This is a genomic window from Vibrio tapetis subsp. tapetis, assembly GCF_900233005.1.
Classification (GTDB): domain Bacteria; phylum Pseudomonadota; class Gammaproteobacteria; order Enterobacterales; family Vibrionaceae; genus Vibrio; species Vibrio tapetis.
The window spans coordinates 1921022-1940776 of the sequence record NZ_LT960611.1; the positions used below are offsets into that span (position 1 = coordinate 1921022).

General features: G+C 44.5%; 18 protein-coding genes. 6 read left to right on the forward strand and 12 right to left on the reverse strand.

Going from position 1 to position 19755, the window contains the following annotated elements:
• Positions 1-16: 16 nt before the first annotated feature.
• The 10 genes from gltS to VTAP4600_RS08600 form a co-directional block, all read right to left on the reverse strand.
• Complete coding sequence (gene gltS / locus VTAP4600_RS08555) at positions 17-1246, reverse strand: sodium/glutamate symporter (protein ID WP_102522418.1); 1230 nt, start codon at positions 1244-1246, stop codon at positions 17-19.
• 138 nt (positions 1247-1384) lie between these two features.
• A complete protein-coding gene (gene sufE, locus VTAP4600_RS08560) occupies positions 1385-1792 on the reverse strand; it encodes a cysteine desulfuration protein SufE (protein ID WP_102522419.1) in 408 nt (135 codons plus the stop codon).
• Positions 1793-1795: 3 nt separating this feature from the next.
• Positions 1796-3046 carry a SufS family cysteine desulfurase gene (locus VTAP4600_RS08565; RefSeq protein ID WP_102522420.1) on the reverse strand — a complete coding sequence of 417 codons (1251 nt, stop codon included), beginning with the start codon at positions 3044-3046 and terminating at the stop codon, positions 1796-1798.
• The gene (gene sufD / locus VTAP4600_RS08570; protein ID WP_102522421.1) at positions 3043-4290 is read right to left on the reverse strand and encodes a Fe-S cluster assembly protein SufD; all 1248 of its coding nucleotides are present in this window, start codon (positions 4288-4290) and stop codon (positions 3043-3045) included. The genes VTAP4600_RS08565 and sufD overlap by 4 nt, the downstream gene beginning before the upstream one ends.
• Positions 4265-5011, reverse strand: a complete 747-nt coding sequence (sufC, locus tag VTAP4600_RS08575) for a Fe-S cluster assembly ATPase SufC (RefSeq protein ID WP_102522422.1) — start codon at positions 5009-5011, stop codon at positions 4265-4267. Before sufC ends, sufD begins: the two co-directional genes overlap by 26 nt.
• Before the next feature lie 5 nt (positions 5012-5016).
• Positions 5017-6504 (reverse strand): Fe-S cluster assembly protein SufB, encoded by a 1488-nt coding sequence (gene sufB, locus VTAP4600_RS08580; RefSeq protein WP_102522423.1) that lies wholly within the window; start codon positions 6502-6504, stop codon positions 5017-5019.
• A gap of 1 nt (position 6505) precedes the next feature.
• Positions 6506-6898 (reverse strand): iron-sulfur cluster assembly accessory protein, encoded by a 393-nt coding sequence (locus VTAP4600_RS08585; RefSeq protein ID WP_102522424.1) that lies wholly within the window; start codon positions 6896-6898, stop codon positions 6506-6508.
• 173 nt (positions 6899-7071) lie between these two features.
• Positions 7072-7314, reverse strand: coding sequence for a glutaredoxin domain-containing protein (locus VTAP4600_RS08590; RefSeq protein ID WP_172443101.1), 243 nt, complete (start codon positions 7312-7314; stop codon positions 7072-7074).
• Positions 7315-7325: 11 nt separating this feature from the next.
• Positions 7326-8258 (reverse strand): ribonucleotide-diphosphate reductase subunit beta, encoded by a 933-nt coding sequence (locus VTAP4600_RS08595; RefSeq protein WP_102522425.1) that lies wholly within the window; start codon positions 8256-8258, stop codon positions 7326-7328.
• A 27-nt stretch (positions 8259-8285) separates the two neighbouring features.
• Entirely contained in the window at positions 8286-10538 is a 2253-nt protein-coding gene (locus VTAP4600_RS08600; RefSeq protein ID WP_102522426.1) for a ribonucleoside-diphosphate reductase subunit alpha, read from the reverse strand.
• A 490-nt stretch (positions 10539-11028) separates the two neighbouring features.
• On the opposite strand from VTAP4600_RS08600, the gene VTAP4600_RS08605 reads away from it, so the two are divergent.
• The 5 genes from VTAP4600_RS08605 to VTAP4600_RS08625 all read left to right on the forward strand — a co-directional run bounded on the left by VTAP4600_RS08605 (position 11029) and on the right by VTAP4600_RS08625 (position 17068).
• Positions 11029-11901 (forward strand): patatin-like phospholipase family protein, encoded by an 873-nt coding sequence (locus VTAP4600_RS08605; protein WP_102522427.1) that lies wholly within the window; start codon positions 11029-11031, stop codon positions 11899-11901.
• A 207-nt stretch (positions 11902-12108) separates the two neighbouring features.
• Positions 12109-13560 (forward strand): catalase KatE2, encoded by a 1452-nt coding sequence (gene katE2 / locus VTAP4600_RS08610; protein WP_102522428.1) that lies wholly within the window; start codon positions 12109-12111, stop codon positions 13558-13560.
• A gap of 326 nt (positions 13561-13886) precedes the next feature.
• Positions 13887-15419, forward strand: a complete 1533-nt coding sequence (locus tag VTAP4600_RS08615; RefSeq protein ID WP_102522429.1) for an AMP-binding protein — start codon at positions 13887-13889, stop codon at positions 15417-15419.
• A 209-nt stretch (positions 15420-15628) separates the two neighbouring features.
• Positions 15629-16225, forward strand: coding sequence for a flavodoxin family protein (locus VTAP4600_RS08620; RefSeq protein ID WP_102522430.1), 597 nt, complete (start codon positions 15629-15631; stop codon positions 16223-16225).
• Between the two features lie 36 nt (positions 16226-16261).
• A complete protein-coding gene (locus VTAP4600_RS08625) occupies positions 16262-17068 on the forward strand; it encodes an arylamine N-acetyltransferase family protein (RefSeq protein ID WP_102522431.1) in 807 nt (268 codons plus the stop codon).
• 35 nt (positions 17069-17103) lie between these two features.
• Here VTAP4600_RS08625 and VTAP4600_RS08630 read toward each other — a convergent pair whose 3' ends face one another.
• On the reverse strand, positions 17104-18012 hold the full coding sequence (locus VTAP4600_RS08630) for a LysR substrate-binding domain-containing protein (protein ID WP_102522432.1): 909 nt from the start codon (positions 18010-18012) through the stop codon (positions 17104-17106).
• 100 nt (positions 18013-18112) lie between these two features.
• Between VTAP4600_RS08630 and VTAP4600_RS08635 the strand changes: the two genes are divergently transcribed.
• A complete protein-coding gene (locus VTAP4600_RS08635; protein WP_102522433.1) occupies positions 18113-18304 on the forward strand; it encodes a hypothetical protein in 192 nt (63 codons plus the stop codon).
• A 228-nt stretch (positions 18305-18532) separates the two neighbouring features.
• Here VTAP4600_RS08635 and VTAP4600_RS08640 read toward each other — a convergent pair whose 3' ends face one another.
• Positions 18533-19744 (reverse strand): B12-binding domain-containing radical SAM protein, encoded by a 1212-nt coding sequence (locus VTAP4600_RS08640; RefSeq protein WP_102522434.1) that lies wholly within the window; start codon positions 19742-19744, stop codon positions 18533-18535.
• Between the last annotated feature and the right edge of the window lie 11 nt (positions 19745-19755).

Below are 19755 nucleotides of genomic sequence, written 5' to 3' on the forward strand. Positions count from 1 at the left end.
TTAGCGAGCCATCAAGTTACGACAACACACCCAAGAAATACGGGATGATCAACGCATTTGCCAAGTCGATAAAGAAGGCACACACCAGAAGCACAATGATAAAGGCTTGTGCGGAATGACCATAACGCTGGGACACTGCAGACATATTCGCCATTGCCGTTGGCGTGGAACCTAAAGAAATCCCTCCGAACCCCGAACAAATAACCGCAGCGTCATAGTTTTTGCCCATGGCAGGAAACACCACAAACAAATTCACCAAAATCGCAATGACAAACTGCATCCCTAAAATGGCGAATATCGGCCCAGCTAAATCAACTAAGGTCCAAAGCTGCATGCTCATTAAAGACATCGCTAAGAAGGTGCCAAGAGAGATTTCCGCGATTAAGTCGATGGCCGCCGTTCGTGTTGGCCACGCGGTGCCAGTAATTCGCTTATAATTTCTCGGGTTCAAATTGGTCAGGACAATACCAGCAAAGAGACATGTCACAAACAAAGGTAAATCTAACCCCAATTCGCTGACACCTTTATTGAGAAAGAAACCGACAATCACACAAATATGAATCGCGAGAAGGGCTTCTAGAAAATCAAACGACGTCATTTTGACAGGGATAACGCTTTCTTTACCCTGAGTTTTCTCTTTTGGGCTGTTAGCTGCAGGTTTAAGTTGATGTTTGTTAATCAAATATTTGGCAATCGGCCCACCCATCAAACTGGCAAGAATCAACCCAAATGTCGCACTGGCGATACCAATTTCCATGGCATTACTGAGCCCAAATTGCTCTTGAATCTTAGGAGCCCAAGCAATCGCCGTTCCGTGCCCTCCAATGAGTGACACACTACCACCAAGCATACCAACCACTTGCTCTTGACCAAACAAACTTGCCACGCCAATGCCGGTCAAATTCTGCAAAATCATATAGGAAATGGTCACCGCAAGCAGGACAATAAGAGGCCGACCGCCTTTAAACAAATCGGATAAACTCGCGTTGATCCCTATGGTCGTAAAGAAATAGACCAATAAGACATCTCGCGCCGTAAGATCAAAGTTCACTTCCACCGACGTCACGACATAAATCAGCGTGAAAAGCAGAGAAAACACGATGCCACCGGAAACTGGCTCCGGAATACTGAATTCCTTCAGAAAGCCAACCACCTGATTTAAGCGTCGGCCGATGAACAAAACAATAATGCCTATGGTAACCGTAAAGAATGAATTGAGCTGAAGCGCTCCATCCGAGAATTCCATTTTCTATCCTTAAGTAATCGACATTTAAATAAGAGACTAATTTAATATCTTGATTCTGTACACCTAATCCGCGCTCAAGTACGAACCCAATCTATCTTGTTTAAGTAGGAAGCCATGCCAAGTGTTAAGAGCGGCTTACTATATAGCCTGTTTGGCTGTATTAATGATCTGCGCAACGATGGCGGATAACCCCTGACTTCGTGTTGGCGTAATGTGCTGATGCAACTCCAGCTCTTCAAACCAGCCTTTTATATCGAATTCGACAATCTGTACTGGCGTTCTGCCATCGTATGCAATAATCGTTAGCGCAATGAGCCCTTTAACAATGGCCGCATCACTGTGAGCAAATAATCGAAAAACACCACCGTCATGAACCAAGACTTGTTGCAACCAAACTTGGCTCTGGCAACCCTGTAACTCGTACTCCTTAGTTCGCTTTGCAACATCAAGGCTAGGTAAGTTTTCGCCTAATTCAATCAAATACAGATAACGCTGTTCCCAATCCACACAACGGGCAAAGTTTCGAACAAGTTTTTCTGGCGTCATTATTTATCCTAGTAAAGTGGTGATGCGTTTCAACCCGGTAACCAAGCTATCTACGTCGGCCTTACTGGAGTAACAGCCCAAAGAAGCACGACAAACCGCCGTTTGATCTAACCGTTGTAGCAAGGGCATCGCGCAGTGGTGCCCCGTTCTAATCGCGATGCCGTATTTATCCAGAAAGAGCCCAACATCGTAAGCGTGGTGTGGCGTGAGATTAAAAGCGATAACCCCAGTACGGAATTTAGATTTCCCATAAATGACAACACCTTCAACACGCGCCAGTTGCGCCAACGCGTAATCCATAAGCTCAGTTTCGTGTTCTTGAATGGCATCCAGAGTGATGGATTCCATAAAATCAATCGCCGCTCCTAACCCCAAAATTGCGGCAATGTTGGGCGTCCCCGCTTCAAAACACCAAGGCGCACTGTTATAGCGAGTTCCACGAGGTAAAGAGACTTGGCTTATCATGGCGCCGCCCCCTTCCCATGGTGACATGTTCAAGAGATGTTCGTGCTTTGCAAACAAAGCTCCGATTCCCGTAGGCCCGTAGAGTTTGTGTGCTGAAAACACGTAAAAATCGCAACCCAATGCCGAGACATCCACCTTTTGGTGCATCACCGCTTGCGCCCCGTCGACCAGCACAGGCACACCATAACGATGCGCAGTTTGAGTAATGGAGGCAATATCGTTCACACACCCCAAGACATTGGATACGTGAGTACAGGCTAACAAAATCGTGCTTTCACAGAGCAAAGGCAGTAGGTCATCGATATTCAATTCGCCAGTCTCTGTCATTGGCCAGACTTTGATCTCAACATCAAACTCTTCAGCCAACATTTGCCAAGGAACCAAATTGGCGTGATGTTCCATTTCAGTCACAATGATCTGGTTCTGATGTGGAGTTAATGAGCGCTTCAAACGCGGTTTAACGAACGAGTTGGCGATTAAGTTAATCGCTTCGGTTGTGCCTTTGGTAAACACAATTTCTTCGCGTCTTTCAGCCCCCAAAAACTGTTGAACTTGGTCGCGCACGTTTTCCATGTTTTCGGTCGCAACGGCACTCAGTTGGTGAACCCCACGATGCACGGTCGCATATTCATGCTGATAAAAATGCGTCATTCTGTCTATAACGCTTTGTGGCGTTTGTGCACTTGCCGCGCTGTCTAAATACACCAGAGGTTTATCATTAACGCATTGCTTTAACGTGGGGAACTGCTCTCGACATTCGGATAACATCGCAGCTTTAAGCTCACTCATGCCATGTCCAACTTCTGCTCAATTCTACGAATGATATGCTGCCTGACGTCGTCATTCTCGATAGCATCGGTTAGCTCTCCGGCAAAGGCAAAGGTGATCATTTTCTCAGCTTGAGCCAAAGGTATTCCTCTTGCTCTTAAGTAGAACACTTGACTCGGATCGATTTGCCCCGTAGTTGCACCGTGGCTGCATTTCACGTCATCGGCATAGATTTCTAGTTGTGGCTTGCTGTTTACTTGAGCCAAATCGCTGAGCAACAAATTGTGATTGTCCATTTGACCATTGGTTTTAATCGCATGTTTATCAACCAATATCGAGCCATTGAACACACCAATACCGTTGTCTTTGCCTATGATTTTATGAGTTTGATCGCTGTCGCAATGTGGCGAGGCGTGCTGAATGTAAGTTCGAGTATCAAAGACTTGTTCTTGCTTTGGTAGCGCCAAGCTATTGAGCTGAGCATAACCCCCAGCGCCTTGCAACGTCGCACTGGTCGAGTGCCGAGTCAATTGTCCTTCAAGCATAAATACGTCACTACGCACTTGGCTGTCTCTTTGCGCCATCACATCATTGTGAGCAAAGTGGTGCTGCTGTTGGCTCTCTTCAACCAACTTAAAATGGCGATAATTGGCGCCATTACCGACCTCACACGATAACCTTGAACACGTGACGCCGCCACCTAGCGCAAGCGAAGTATGGTGCTCGTATACCTCACACTGAGCCCCTTGCCCAAGTTCAATGTGGTGACGATAGCTGCACAATTCCCCTAACCCACCAGAATTTAGATGGAACAAGTAAATCGGCTTTTTCACTTGAGTGTTATTTCGCACTCGTACATGCACGCCGGTGGTCGCACTTGCTTCCGCCAATCGCGATACCATGTCAGGCGCAATGGCCGTTCCGTAATCAAAAGTCTCCGCCGTCATTAACTCGTAATCTACGTTGGGGATTTCGTCTGAGAGATCATGTTGAAATTCACCATCAAAGAACACCAAACGATAACAGTCGAACACCATGCTTAAGCTTTCAAACGAAATACCGTGCACATTTCCATGAGAAGGTTTGCAATACGGCAACTGGACAAAATCAACAAGCGAGGTGTACTTCCAGTCTTCGTGGCGTTCGTCGGGCAGCCCGAATTTCAATAAAGATTGCCAATGACTCTGCTGCCATGAACTCTGCCCAACCAAGCCAGACAGTCGAGTTAAAGCGACGTCTCTATTCTTCTCCGATAATCCAACCATAGCCTTTATCCTCCAGTTCTTTTGCTAAAGTATGATCACCTGATTTGACGATTTTCCCTTGGTATAACACGTGCACGAAATCCGGTTTAATGTAGTCGAGAATTCTCTGATAGTGAGTCACGACTATAAACGAACGATTGCCATCCCTAAGCGCATTCACTCCATCAGACACCGCTTTTAACGCATCAATATCCAACCCGGAATCGGTTTCATCCAATATGCATAACTCGGGTTCTAAAACCGCCATTTGCAAAATATCATTACGTTTTTTCTCGCCCCCAGAAAAGCCCTCGTTGACCGAGCGATTCAACAGATCAAACGGCATTTTCAAGAGTTTGGCTTTTTCTTCTAACAAGTCTTCAAAGTCGAATTGGTCCAATTTGGGTTGTTGTTGATAAGCACGAATACCGTTCAGAGCGGTTTTTAAGAACAACCGATTACTCACTCCAGGAATTTCTACTGGGTACTGAAAAGCAAGAAAAATGCCCTCGCCAGCCCTTTCATCAGGGTCGAGATCCGCTAACTCTTTTTGCTTAAACAGCATCTCACCTGCGGTGACTTCGTAATCGGCCTTGCCCGCTAATGTTGCTGAAAGCGTGCTTTTTCCCGAACCGTTAGGGCCCATAATGGCGTGAACTTCGCCCGCTTTGACCGACAAGTTGATGCCATTAAGGATAGGAGTGCCATCGACACTGGCTTCTAGGTTTTTAATCTCTAACATAATCGTTAACCCACGCTGTGTTCTAAGCTAATAGACAGCAGTTTTTGCGCTTCTATAGCAAATTCGAGAGGAAGTTCGGAAAAAACATCTTTGCAGAAGCCATTCACAATCATAGAGATTGCATCGTCTTCGCTGATGCCTCGTTGCACACAATAGAAGAGTTGGTCTTCACCGATGCGAGAGGTGGTGGCTTCGTGTTCTATTTGAGCGGAACTGTTTTTTACTTCCACGTAAGGGAAGGTATGAGCACCACAATCGGCTCCAATGAGCATGGAATCACACTGAGTAAAATTACGCGCTCCCTCTGCGGTTGGCAGCACCTTCACTAAACCGCGATAGCTATTTTCGCTTTTACCCGCCGAGATACCTTTAGAAATGATGGTCGATTTTGTGTTCTTACCAATGTGGATCATCTTGGTGCCTGTGTCGGCCTGTTGGTTACCATTTGTTAAAGCAACAGAAAAGAATTCACCAACGGAATTGTCACCTTTTAAAATGACACTGGGGTATTTCCAAGTGATCGCCGATCCCGTTTCCGATTGTGTCCAAGACATCTTGCTATTCGTCCCTTCACACACCGCTCGCTTGGTGACGAAATTCAAAATACCGCCGTCGTTTTCTTCCGAACCTGAGAACCAATTTTGAACCGTGGAATATTTGACTTCGGCGTCTTTTAAAATCACCACCTCGACAACGGCCGCGTGTAATTGATAAGTGTCTCTGACCGGAGCTGAACAGCCTTCGATATAACTGACATAAGAACCTTCATCAGCTACCAAAATGGTGCGCTCAAATTGGCCGGTTTTAGCTTGATTGATCCTAAAGTAGGTAGAGAGTTCTCGCGGGCAATGCACCCCAGGAAGAATATAAATAAACGAACCATCAGAGGCGACCGCGGCATTTAACGCGGCAAAGAAGTTGTCTTTGGGCGGCACAACCGACCCCAAGTAACGCTGAACGAGTTTCGGGTATTCTTGAATGGCTTCACTAAATGAACAGAAGATAATACCAAGCTCACTTAACTCTTCACGATACGTTGTGGTAACGGATACGGAATCAAAAATGGCATCAACAGCCACCTCTTTGCCTTCTCTCACTGGCACGCCGAGCTGCTCAAATGCCGCTTCAACTTCTTTTGTCAGAAACGCATTGGAGCCATCCTGTGGGCTTTCACCCAGCGACGTCTCTGTATCATCGTCTGAGCAACCACCACATTTTGGCGCAGAATAATAACTGTAATTTTGGTAATCGAGCCCTTCGTACTGCGCTTTAAGCCAATGAGGCTCCTCCATTTCAAGCCACGTTTTGAAAGCGGCCAGTCGAAATTCGAGCATCCATTCAGGTTCATTGCGCTTTTGGGAAATAGCGCGCACGACGTTTTCATTAATCCCTTTCTCAAGGGTGTCGTTATTCAAATGAGTGAAAAAGCCTTCTTTGTAGCTTTCACTATTTAAGGCTTGTTTTACTTCCGGCTGAATATCTATTGCAGTCATGTTAAACACCAAAACTCTCGCCACAGCCACACTCGGCTGTCACGTTGGGGTTGTGATAAACAAAAGTCTGATTAAGCCCTTCACGTACGTAATCAATTTCAGTGCCATCCACAAATGGCATCGCCTCTAATGCGACATAAAAAGAACAGCCATGAGATTCGAATCGTAATTTATCTTTATCCGACGTGGCGGTCGTTTTCGATTCACAAACCGAAACTTGATCCAATACATAGGCATACCCAGTACAACCAGAAGGTTTAACCGAAAGCATGATGAAAATGTCGTCCATAGAAAGTTGAGAAATTCGTTTTGCGGCGGATGGGGTCAGTGAAATCCCCTGCCATTCTTCATCCTGAAGAGAAAAGCTGGCAATATCTGTCTTTGAAGAAGTCATAACAACTGCCTTAATCATAAATAACCAGACCGATATGATAATGATAATTATTATCATATCAACCACAAGTATTCAGAGGGTAATACAGAATTACGTGATCGATGTTTTAGGCATGCTTATCTTTGGGCTAATCATTGCGTCCCAATGAATAAACATGCCTTACTTTAGAAGGGCTAAAATTGCGCTTCACAAGCAAAAGAAAGCTGCTGCTTTAGGGCGTTAAGATCCCCGATCAGGCGGCCATCAAGGCGAAACTGCGGATAAGTTCTTGCGCTTGGAAATAACGACAACAAGGTTTCCCTATCAAAATCGACGTTAAGTTTTAAATGACGAATGTCGTAGCCCTGCTGCTGTAACCAGTTGGCGGCCATCGTACATTGCGAACAATCTTCCTTGCTAAACATATCAATGTTCATGGTGTATTCCCTTAAAAGTCCGCATCGAACGCCAGTTGGCGATCTTGTGGGCGTTTGTACTCCGTGACCCGTTTCTCGAAGAAATTAGTTTTTCCTTCCATATCGAGTAACCTCATATAATCAAACGGGTTTTCGGCTCCGTATATCTTCTCGAAACGGAATAGCCCTGCGATCACATCCGCCGTATATTCAATGTACTGACACATCAATTCGGCATTCATACCAATCAATCCGACGGGCAAGGCTTCGGTCACAAACTCTTTTTCAATCGAGACAGCTTCACGGCAAATTTCTTCAAATTCAGCTTGGCTAACTTGCCCTTGTCCGAGGGTTTTGAACAACAAAGCAGAAAAGCTAAAATGCAGGCCCTCGTCGCGAGCAATCAAGTCATTACTCGCCGCTAACCCTGCCAACAAACCCCGTTTCCTAAAGTAGTAAATGGCACAAAAACTGCCTGCGAAAAACAGCCCTTCAACCAAACCAAAAGCAATCAACCTCATCGCCAGCGGTTTATCGGATGATATCCACCGCATCACCCAATCGGCTTTACGCTTTACTGTTGGCACGTTGTCTATGGCGTTAAATAGCCTTTCTCGCTCTTCAATATCCGGGATGTAGGTTTCTAGCTGCAATGCATAAGTCTCGGCATGAATCACTTCGTTAAACGCTTGCAAAGCGAGAAAACACCGAGCTTCGGCTATCTCGATTTCGCCATAAAATCGGGTTAACAAGTTTTCGTTAATCATGCCCTCACTTTGAGCAAAGAAGGCCAGAACGTGACGGATAAAGTGCAGCTCGCCATCGGTCAGTTTGGCTAAGTCGGGAATGTCTTGGGCAAAATCGAGCTCTTCTGTGGTCCAAAATGCCGCTTCATGGGTTTTATACGCCTGCCAGATTTCTTCATATTGAATAGGAAAAAGGCTGAATTTATTCTTAACAATCATGGGGGTTCCTTTAAGGTAAGCCGGACACTATGCGCCGCAGTTTAGGCAGTCTTCATCTTCTACGTTCACCGTCATTTTGACCGCGTTAGTTGAAGGTTTAGTCCGTAGGTAATACATCCCTGTCTTCAAGCCCGATTTCCAAGCATAGAAATGCATGGCGTTAATTTGAGCGAAGGTCGGTGAGGCCAACCAGAGGTTCAAACTTTGGGACTGACAAACGTACGGCCCTCTGTCTGCCGACATTTCAATGATGTCTTTTTGCGAAATCTCCCACACGGAACGGTAGACCTCTTTCATCTCATCGGGGATGCTCGCAAGATCTTGAACTGAGCCATTATTGGCAATGATGCTGTCGCGGATCTCTGGCGTCCAAAGTCCTTTGGCCTCTAACGCCGACACCAGATGTTTGTTAATGAGAATGAACTCACCAGAGAGTGTTTGTCGCTTATAGATGTTGTTCGTTTGCGCCTCAAACGCTTCTGTATTACCCAATATCTGCGCAGTAGGCGCAGTTGGCATTTGCGCTATTAGCAATGAATTCCTTAAACCGTGAGTCACTACTTGCTGCTTGAGCGCTTTCCAATCCCAACGCTCCGACGGTGTGGTGTCCCACATATCAAACTGAAAAACACCTTGGCTTGCCGGGCTACCATCAAAACTGCTGTAAGCACCTAATTGCTCTGCCCTTTCACTCGATGCTTGTAAGGCGGCGTGATACATGGTTTCGGCAATATCGCGATTCAACGCTTTGGCACTGTCGCTGGTATAAGGCAAATTGAGCATGAAGAACACATCGGCTAAGCCTTGAATACCCAAACCCACTGGCCTATGAGCGTGATTTGCCGCTTCAATTTTATCGGTTGGATGATAGTTAACCTCAATCACCCGATCTAAGTTCTTAATGGCAATTTTGGTAACGCGATGCAGTTCTTCAAAATTAAACGCGCCGCGCCGAACAAATTTAGGCAACGCTATCGACGCCAGATTACAGGCCGCGGTCTCTTTGCCACTGGATACTTCCATGATCTCCGCGCACAAGTTACTGGACTTAATGGTGCCAATGTTCTGCTGGTTAGATTTGGTATTACATGCGTCTTTGTAGAGCATGTAAGGCGTGCCAGTTTCAGCCTGAGACTCAATGATTTGAGTCATCAACTGGCGCGCCTTAATCGTTTTAATGCCCAAGCCTTGTTGTTCGTATTGTTGGTAAAGTTCCACAAACTCTTCACCATAAACGTCCGACAAACCTTTGGCATTATGTTCGCTAAAGAGTGTCCATTCACCGTCTTGCTCAACCCTTTCCATAAACAAGTCAGGCACCCAAAGTGACAAGAACAGATCACGCGCTCGAAACTCTTCTTTACCGTGATTCTTTCTTAAGTCCAAAAACGATTCGATGTCGGCATGCCAAGGTTCAAGATAAATCGCAAAAGAGCCCTTTCGCTTGCCGCCACCTTGGTCGACATACCGTGCGGTCTTATTAAACACTTTTAGCATTGGAATGATGCCATTCGAGATACCATTGGTGCCCAAAATTGGCGCACCTGATGCGCGAATATTGTGAATGTGTAAGCCAATGCCACCCGCAGACTTGGAGATCAAAGCGCAGTCCTTGAGTGTATCGTAGATACCTGAAATGGAGTCTTCTTGCATACCCAGTAAGAAACAGGAAGAAAGCTGCTGCATTTTAAGGCCAGCATTAAAAAGAGTTGGGGTAGCATGAGTATAAAAACCAAGGCTTAACATATCGTATAGCTGCTTGATCTCACCAATATCATCGCCTGCGACCGCGATGGCAACTCTCAAATACATGTCTTGAGGCCGTTCGACAATCACGCCATCGATTTTCAGTAAGTAGGAACGCTCAAGAGTTTTGAATCCAAAGTAATCAAAATCATAATCTCTTTGATAGTCAATAAGGTCAGTTAGGATCTCACCATACTTACGCACTTGCGCCGTGTATTCAGCGGAAAGCAAGCCAATGGCTGAAAGCCGTTCCGTTGCATGCAAGAAACCTGACGTTTCTTTTTGCAACGAACTGACCAACACTCTTGCCGCCAACTTTGAGTAATCAGGATGCTCCGCTGCGAGGCTTGCAGCCGTCTCTGATAGGAACACATCAATTTGTGTCACCTTAATGCCATCATACAGACCCGATACCACCTTCTGAGCAACCGAAATCGGTTCTACCTTCAATCCATCGGCCATGGCTTCTGCGCGTCTTGTGACTTTATCAAGGCTTGCTTTCTCTACTCGACCATCTCTTTTTATAACGTCCATAATCTATATCTTGTGCCAGTTCTTGGTTAATACACCATATGTTGAGCCAATAGATCTAATTGATAATAGTTATCATTACAGGTTAATTTACATTCTAATCACGATAAAAATATATTGTTAGACGAGAAACCAGTCGCCGATACACTGGTCAATACAAACCTACAAGCGACCCAAAAAACAGGGTATAGGCCTTTTAATCGCCCACCTATTCAAGCTGTAAAAAACAGACTAAGGCTGAGTTAGAAATCGAATAACTGAGTGAATGCATTCTCTCTTTCAACCTCTAACCCTTTTAGGCTTTTCGAGCTTGGTTTTGGTGACTGATTTTGGTAACTGGGTTTGGTGAATGGTTACCTAGTGGCCTTGCACTTAAAAAACGATAGTTTTTGCCTATCGAATCTATTCAAAGAACCCATTATCTCTTATCAACCATGCGCATTATTCTAGGGTTAGTTGATTTAAGCCTAAAAACGCAAACGGACTCAGATTTATGAATGAAAAAGCCTTAATCGTAGAAGGGGGAGCAATGCGAGGCATATTTGCCAGCGGTGTTCTCGATGCCTTTATGGAAGAGAATTACCTCCCCTATGACTTTGCTATTGGTGTGTCTGCGGGAGCGTCCAATTTGGTTGGCTACTTATCTCAAGCGCCTAAGCGTAGCCACCAAGTCATCACTTCTATGGCAACGGATAAAACATTCTTTAATCCGACTCGGTTTGCGAAAGGTGGAAATTTAGTCGACGTGAAATGGTTATGGGAGGAGTCTAACCGACGCTATCCCATCGCTTGTGATGTGCTATTTAGCAGCATTCCGATGTACGCGGCTTTAACCAACATTGAAACAGGTCATGCCGACTACTATCAAATCAAACCCGGTAATCTATCGAATATTATCGAAGCGACCACAGCGCTTCCTATCGCGTATCGGGAACCCCCGTGTTTCTCTGGTGGGTGTTATACCGACGGTGGCGTGGCCGATTCGATCCCAGTCAGAGAAGCTTATCGTCGTGGGGCGCGAGACATTACCGTCATTCTCTCTCACCCTCTGAGCTATCAAATGAAACCGGCAAAGCACCCTTGGCTTCTAAAGCGTGTGTTATCAAAGTACCCGAATATCGCCGAATCGATGCTAGTAAGAGCCAGCAACTATAATCAATCATTAGACTTCATTCGTCATCCTCCTAAGGACGCGACGATACGAGTCATCGCTCCACCGGAGAATTTTGCCGTTAAGCGCTTAACGATGAGTCGTCCGATCTTAGATCAAGGCTATCAAATGGGCCTCACTGCAGGTCGTGAGCATTTAGACATCCAAAGCGGCAAGTACGGACTCCATGAAGAAAACTGCCACTTTTGTTTTTAAAGTAATAACTCGCTGTATAGAAAATAAAAAATTACATTCACTTACATATTTAGTGGTTATGTAAAGCTATGTAAATCACCTTGTTCCCTGTTGAACAAACCACGTAATAATAGAGCAATAATTAAACACTGGGTTTCGTGCCTGCAAGATGAAGTCTGACTAACTTGTCCAAAGGTACAACAATGCCCCCTACACTAAGGATTGAGTATGAGTAAGAAATTAACCACCGCAGCAGGCTGCCCTGTTGCCCATAACCAAAATGTACAAACGGCAGGAAAAAGAGGCCCCCAATTACTACAAGATGTTTGGTTTCTTGAAAAACTTGCCCATTTTGATAGAGAAGTGATCCCAGAGCGCCGTATGCACGCAAAAGGGTCTGGAGCGTATGGCACATTCACCGTCACTCATGACATAACCCAATACACCAAAGCAAAAATTTTCTCAGAAATTGGCAAGAAAACCGATCTATTTACTCGCTTTACCACCGTAGCGGGTGAACGAGGAGCGGCGGATGCTGAACGCGATATTCGCGGCTTTGCGATGAAATTTTATACCGAAGAAGGCAACTGGGACTTGGTCGGCAACAACACACCTGTGTTCTTTTTACGAGACCCACTAAAATTCCCTGACTTGAACCATGCGGTTAAGCGCGACCCTCGCACCAATATGCGAAGCGCCAAGAACAACTGGGATTTTTGGACCTCACTTCCAGAAGCTCTGCACCAAATCACCATCGTCATGAGTGATCGAGGCATCCCGGCGACTTACCGCCATATGCATGGGTTTGGTAGCCACACGTTTAGTTTAATCAACAACGATAACGAACGTTTTTGGGTCAAATTTCATTTCAAATCTCAGCAAGGCATTCAAAACCTTTCAGATGCAGAAGCCGAAACGTTAATAGGCAAAGATCGTGAAAGCCATCATCGTGATCTTCTAGAAAGCATTGATAACCAAGACTTCCCTAAGTGGACGATGCAAATTCAGGTAATGCCTGAAGATGACGCATCAAAAGTCTCTTACAATCCGTTTGATCTGACTAAAATCTGGCCTCACGAGGATTACCCATTAATTGAAGTGGGTGAGCTTGAGCTTAACCGCAACCCTGAGAATTTCTTTGCTGAGGTGGAGCAGTCGGCCTTTAACCCTGCGAGTGTGGTTCCGGGTATCAGCTTCTCGCCAGACAAGATGTTACAAGGTCGCTTATTCTCATATGGTGACGCGCAACGTTATCGCTTAGGTGTTAATCATCATAGTATTCCTGTGAATGCACCGCGATGCCCTGTTCACAGTTACCATCGTGACGGCGCAATGCGAGTAGACGGCAATCATGGTGGAACCTTAGGCTACGAGCCAAACGATCAAGGTGAATGGGCAGAGCAACCAGACTTCTCTGAGCCGCCTTTAAGTTTAGATGGCGCTGCCGCGCACTGGGATCACCGTGAAGACGACGATTACTTCACCCAACCGGGCAATTTGTTCCGCTTGATGACCGCAGAAAAGCAAGACATCTTGTTTGACAACACCGCCAGAAACCTAAATGGCGTGCCAAAAGAGATTCAGCTACGTCACCTAAGGCACTGCTACAAAGCAGACCCAGCCTACGGAGAGGGCATCGGTAAATTGCTCAGTATTGATGTGAGTGAGTACCGCTCTTAATCATTGGCTTTAAATAACAAATGGCGACCGACACGGCCGCCATTTTATTAAGCATGAATAGCGAAACCAAAATCACAAAGCAAACAACAATATTTCATTTAGCATACTCCTTATTTATAGGTTATACGTAGCTATAAACATTCAGAAATCGACAGATCCATCTAGCATATTCTTAGGATGTAAAATCTTATTCTTAAAATTGATTGTAACTAATAAACATATAAATAAACCTTTATTTTAAGCACGTCCCATTATTACCAAGTTTAGTAAAATCGCAACTTACATTGGTATAGAGTAAACCCAATACTTCCATAATTAGACAGCCTATGAATCCATTTATTAAAGCTCTCACCTTCCGTGCGAACAACGCGAATGACATTATTCTTATTGATGCTGCATCAGGTAATGAATTTAGCGCAAAGGATATATTAGAGTTAAGTTACGAATTTGCGGGAAAGTTATGGGCGTCCGGTATTCGCCAAGATGACCATATTATTATATCAATCTCTGCCTCACCTAATTATTATGCACTCCTCTATGGGAGTTTTTTAATTGGCGCTATTCCAAGCTTAGTCGATGTCAACCAAAATAAGGCCAAACTGATCGAATGTGTAGACGAACTTAAACCTTCACTGTGGATAAGCGACAACGAAATCTCAGACTTTGTTACTGTTACAGTAAATACTCTGCTAGGCCTTGAACCAGCCAAGTTTTCTAAAAGCTTAGTAACTGACTCAACTGTTTGCCTATTACTTTATACCAGCGGCACTACAGGCACACCAAAAGGTGTCCCATGGACAGTCGGTCAACTTATATCTCAAGCTCAGGAGCTTAACAACTTTCATCAAGTTATTGATACTGAGTTTGTCATTTTTCCGTATTTAGCACTCGCAAGCATTTATAATAAAAGAAAAGCCGTAATTCCAAATACAAGCTCTCTTCAGCCAAACCGGATGCCAATAGGAAATATTCTAAAGCAAATGGAAAAGTTTGGGTGTGATTATATATTTGCCTCCCCAGCTTTCTGGGTAAGAGTCATCGAACACCTCAACAGAACCTCCTCAAAGCTAGACTTTATCACGATCATTTCAACTGCGGGTTCTTCATTGAGCTTGAACATGTTAAGCGAATTAAATGCATTATTGCAAAACGGGGAAATTTATATTCCTTACGCCAGTACAGAAGCCCTTCTGCCAATTACACAAATTAATTTTACTCAGTTCCAGCGTCTATCTATGAGGCAAACTGCAAGAGCAATGGGCGTCCCCTTAGGTAAAGCATGCGATGGTATTGAACTGAGCATAATACCACCCACAAGTGAATCATCAAAAGTAATGCCACTTACCGCTAATCTCATTGGTGAAATAGTCGTCTCGGGAAAGAGAATTACAAGCGAGTATTTCCGCAGACCAGATTTAACAAAGGCATCAAAAGTAACGCTCCATGGAAGCCCAATTATTTGGCATAAAATGGGCGATCTTGGATATATTGATGATAATGGAATGGTTTGGTTTATGACAAGAAAGAAATACGCTGTTCCCATCGGCGACGAGTATTTTTTCCCGGACGCCATTGAGCACTACATTAATTTACATACAGGCATTCACTCCAGTGCCGTTATTTACCATCAAGGTGACCATCGTATAACTGTGGTTATCCCTGAATTTGAATGTAAAGACTTAGATTTTCAGTTAATCGAAAATAAAGTTCAAGAACTAGGATACAAATCGTCAACCACGATGCTTTACCCTACACTTCTTCCTACGGATAAACGTCATAATAGCAAGGTCGACAGGGATACTTTAAAGATTTGGGTTGAAAGCAATCACGAAGCGCTAGAATTGGAGGCAGAGCGATAAAGCATATCCTTCAGGGCATATTTCAAATTACTCTTTCAGGACAGGATTTGGGGTTATTGATTTAATAATGAATACGATATAGAAGATCACTCTTCAATGCTTAACCTATCTCGACTTCCCTATTTAGAAATAACTTCTTGACCTCAACTTATGTTGAGGTTTTATCCTAGGTTGTAACGCTCATTACAACCCATTGAAAGGAAGATATTTTGTCTAAGATCGCCATTATATACTTTACCCAAACAGACATCACAGGCCAGATCGCGAGCGCGATTGCGGCTGGCATTGAAAAACAAGGACAATTCGATATTTTGTCACATCGAATTCAAGGCCACGAAATTATTGAGGGTCGATTCATCAATTCAAACCTAATGAGCGAACTCACAAAGTGCGATGCCATCATTTTTGGTTCTCCGACTTATATGGGCAGTGTGGCGGCGCAATTCAAAGCGTTTGCTGACGCCAGTAGCGATTCATGGTGCGAACAAGCATGGGCTGATAAAGTAGCAGCAGGCTTTACCAGTGGCGGCGCACTCAACGGAGATCAGTCAAGCACACTTCAATACCTGCAAACATTAGCTAACCAACACGGTATGATTTGGTTAGGTTTGGATAAAATTACAGGCTCAGGCGAACAGGGGATCAATCGTCTCGGCACACAAGTTGGTGTGGTTTCACAAGGATTTGGCGGGAAAGTTCACGTTCAAGACTTAGCGACTGCCGAATATCTAGGCAAACGCGTGGCTAAACTTGTCGCCCAAATCCATCACAACACGGAACGTGAGCTATCCGAACAACAAGATTAGCTCCTTCCTCTATTTTCGCTAGACAAGAGACCTTCAATGAACATACCAACATTCAATAGTGAAGAGTATTTACGCCGCATCAATCTAAAAGGTGACGTCACTCCTAGCCTAAACTGGCTAAGAGTCATTCACCGAGCGCAACATAGAACCATTCCATTCGAGAATTTAGATATCGCGCTAGGGCGTGGAATCGACTTGTCTCTTGAAGCCATTTTCAACAAAACAGTGCGTTCGAAAAGAGGCGGCTATTGTTTTGAAGTCAACAAGCTACTGCTATCCGCGTTGACTTATTATGGGTTTGAATGCCGAGAACTGTTGGCTCGAGTTCACGTCACGGGAAAGGCCACCGGACGAAGCCACTTTATTAGCTTGGTGACGATAAATGACCAGCAATGGATAGTGGATGCGGGTTTTGGTTCAAACACCCCAAGTGAGCCGGTGCCGTTTATTTTGAATAACGAACTTACCACCAGCAGTAGCCAAACTTTAAGGTTAGTTGAAGACGAGACTTTCGGGTTCATGCTTCAAATGAAAACAGACGATGATTGGAGCAATCTATACAGCTTTGACCTAACCCATGTATGTGAAGGTGACATCACATACGGTAATTTTTTCACGTCATCGAGCCCCTCCTCTGTTTTCTTCTTCGCTCGTGTTGCAGTGATCCCCATCGAAAACGGTATGGTGACTCTCTTCAATCACACACTTAAACAAACAGTCAATGGAGAGGAAACCATCATTGAATTAGGTACTGGGCAGAATTACCTACATGCGTTAAAAACCTATTTTAATATTGAAATAGACGCATCGTACGATGATTTCAAACCGATTGAACATACCTGACGAAAGTACCCAAAGAGAACCGCTCATCATGGATGTTATAACGGTTCACCCTCTACAGAGACTTCTTCGTGCAACCATTGGCTAAAGGCCTGAATCCGGTTTCTTCTTGGAGAGCTCGGGTCTAGGCACAAGTTAACTTGCACTCCGGGTGTCATGCCGATATCAAATGGCTTAACTAAAAGGCCTCTGTCTATGAGGTCTCCAGCCAGACTATCGGTGGCCAGACACACTCCATGCCCTGCCATCACCGTATTCAGCCCCATATCAAATGTGCCCACTTCCATCCATTCAATTGAGTTCGCTTCCATGGAAACATTGGCTTGATGAAACCAAGATTCCCAAGGAAAACAGCCACTATCAAAATAAATGAGCCAGCATCGAAGTAGATCTTTCGGATGACTGAATTTCATGGACTCAGCAAGCTGTGGTGAACAATAAGGATAAACAGGCTCATTAATCAGCACTTCATGCGTCAACCCATCTTCTAAACACAGATCTTCACCTTGTACTATTGCGATATCTATTTCCCCACGCTTTAAATCGGGAACATCGCATCTCGTGAGTATTTTGATTGGGATCTCAGGATGCCTTACCGTGAATTTCCATAACCGAGGTAACAACCAACGTGAAGCAAATGAAGGCGGACTCCCGACAATCAATACCCCCTCTAGAGGCTCGGATTGGATCTGATTTAAGCCACTCAAAATAGTACTAAAACCCCGAGACACATGAACAAGTAACGTTTGCCCTTTATGGGTAAGCGCCATTTCACGCCCTTTACGAATAAACAACTTACATGCCAATTGTTCTTCGAGTTGTCTTATTTGTTGGCTCACCGCCGCTTGGCTTACAAACAGCTCTTCCGCTGCTTTGCTATAGCTACTGAGCCGCGCTGCCGCTTCGAAATAGCGCAAACTTGGTAGGTGTCGCAATCGATTATCCATAACCCCTGCTTATACTTGGTGTTAGTAATGGTTGTTGGCTTATTTACCTTCGTCTTTTCATAATAATGACAAATGAAAGAACAAAACGAAAGGTGAAGTGATGGAATTTGTATTAAAGCTAAGACAAAACCTAAAAACAACCCTACTTAATAGACTGTTTAATATAAATAAAAAAAGAAAAACCTCGCCTAACCCAAAGTATTTAGCCGAGCCACTAAGCCAACACATGCAAAAGGATATTGGTCTAGAAATGGAGCAGAACTCCGACAAGGACTATACCAAATTCTTATAACCTACAATTATGATTAACATCGAATAGAAAGAGAGCTGACTCAATACCACTTGTGTCAACAATCAATCGCTAACCACCAATGGTCGGATTCATTTTGATTCCGTGTTTGAAAAAATTGCCCACCTAAGTCGTCAAATTTAAGCGGCCACCGACATCATTCGATTGGCCGCTGGCAATGTAAAGTGCCGCTGAATCATCATGCCACGGAACACGCCCGAATAGTTTCTGCTACCCAAACCATGCCATTACCCTCTCCTTCAAGCTGGCATTTTTGCTCCAAATCCAAACTATCCCATCTTCAAGCTCATTCACCGTCATATTTTTGGGCTGATACACGGGATGGCTGCCATCGTATTTTGACCAGTCTGTGGTCAAAATACGTCCCTCTTGCTCTAGTTGATTAAACGTCTCTGAACCCGGAAAAGGGATCATATAATGCGGGATCACCTTATCGACCTTGATCTCTTTAACAAACTCTTGGGTTTGCTTGAATATTGATGCGTCGTGCTCATCAAAACCAAATAAAAAGTCTCCCCACACTTCTATGCCGTGGCGCTTTATTTCAGCAATGTGTTCCTTCATTTTAGATGGTTTTACAAACCCTTTTTTCTGCGCTTTCAGAGCTTCCTCTGATGGGGTCTCTATCCCTAAAAGTACTGCTTTAAACCCAGCTTTCGCTGCCGCACTGAGCAACGCTTTGTCACGAGCAATTAACACCGTCGTTTCACCATAGAAGCTCATGTTAAGCGGCTCGATCGCGTTAAACAGCGCCATCGCGTAATCTCGATCGTGAGTGAGATTGTCAGAGTGCAGTTCCACCCACTCTACGCCTAACGACTTTAAATGCTCTAACTCACGGACAATGTTCGCAATCGGGCGTTGCTGAAATTTATCAAAGAACCTTGGTACCAAACAAAAATTACATTTAAATGGGCAGCCTCTTGTTACCACCACCGACCAGACATAATCGTAACTTGAAGGTTTAATGATGTTCGTTGGGTATGGATTAAGTACGCTTAAGTCCACCGGTTCTGAACTTTCGTATCTTGGTTTTAACGAGCCTAACTCTGCGTCTCCAAGAAGTTGAACCCAGTAGTTCTCAACTTCACCAATAATAATGCTATCGGCGTGCAACGCAGCTTCTTGCGGATTGAAATGAGTATGCAAGCCTCCTAAAACCACGACTTTGCCTTTTTGCTTATACGCCGAAGCCAGCTCATAAGCTCGGTAAGCATCTGGGGTCGACATAAAAATCACGACGACATCGGCCTTGATATTGAGATCGGCTTGATCGCCAATGGTTTCATCCACCATATCAAGTTTGTACCATTTCGGAGTTGCCGCGGCGGCGGCAAATATATTTTGTGGTGGTCCACCAGTAGAGGCTTTGTATTTAGAGTAATCACTACCTGCGGATGCTTTAATTAAATAGATCTTCATTGCTTTCACCT

Coding starts and splice junctions, on each gene's coding strand:
- gltS (WP_102522418.1), bottom strand. CDS start 1,246: ATGGAATTCTCGGATGGAGCGCTTCAGCTCAATTCATTCTTTACGGTT.
- VTAP4600_RS08565 (WP_102522420.1), bottom strand. CDS start 3,046: ATGAGTGAGCTTAAAGCTGCGATGTTATCCGAATGTCGAGAGCAGTTC.
- VTAP4600_RS08590 (WP_172443101.1), bottom strand. CDS start 7,314: ATGAACATTGATATGTTTAGCAAGGAAGATTGTTCGCAATGTACGATG.
- VTAP4600_RS08605 (WP_102522427.1), top strand. CDS start 11,029: ATGAATGAAAAAGCCTTAATCGTAGAAGGGGGAGCAATGCGAGGCATA.
- sufB (WP_102522423.1), bottom strand. CDS start 6,504: ATGACTGCAATAGATATTCAGCCGGAAGTAAAACAAGCCTTAAATAGT.
- VTAP4600_RS08640 (WP_102522434.1), bottom strand. CDS start 19,744: ATGAAGATCTATTTAATTAAAGCATCCGCAGGTAGTGATTACTCTAAA.
- VTAP4600_RS08635 (WP_102522433.1), top strand. CDS start 18,113: ATGGAATTTGTATTAAAGCTAAGACAAAACCTAAAAACAACCCTACTT.
- sufE (WP_102522419.1), bottom strand. CDS start 1,792: ATGACGCCAGAAAAACTTGTTCGAAACTTTGCCCGTTGTGTGGATTGG.
- sufC (WP_102522422.1), bottom strand. CDS start 5,011: ATGTTAGAGATTAAAAACCTAGAAGCCAGTGTCGATGGCACTCCTATC.
- sufD (WP_102522421.1), bottom strand. CDS start 4,290: ATGGTTGGATTATCGGAGAAGAATAGAGACGTCGCTTTAACTCGACTG.
- VTAP4600_RS08595 (WP_102522425.1), bottom strand. CDS start 8,258: ATGATTGTTAAGAATAAATTCAGCCTTTTTCCTATTCAATATGAAGAA.
- VTAP4600_RS08615 (WP_102522429.1), top strand. CDS start 13,887: ATGAATCCATTTATTAAAGCTCTCACCTTCCGTGCGAACAACGCGAAT.
- VTAP4600_RS08585 (WP_102522424.1), bottom strand. CDS start 6,898: ATGACTTCTTCAAAGACAGATATTGCCAGCTTTTCTCTTCAGGATGAA.
- VTAP4600_RS08600 (WP_102522426.1), bottom strand. CDS start 10,538: ATGGACGTTATAAAAAGAGATGGTCGAGTAGAGAAAGCAAGCCTTGAT.
- VTAP4600_RS08630 (WP_102522432.1), bottom strand. CDS start 18,012: ATGGATAATCGATTGCGACACCTACCAAGTTTGCGCTATTTCGAAGCG.
- katE2 (WP_102522428.1), top strand. CDS start 12,109: ATGAGTAAGAAATTAACCACCGCAGCAGGCTGCCCTGTTGCCCATAAC.
- VTAP4600_RS08625 (WP_102522431.1), top strand. CDS start 16,262: ATGAACATACCAACATTCAATAGTGAAGAGTATTTACGCCGCATCAAT.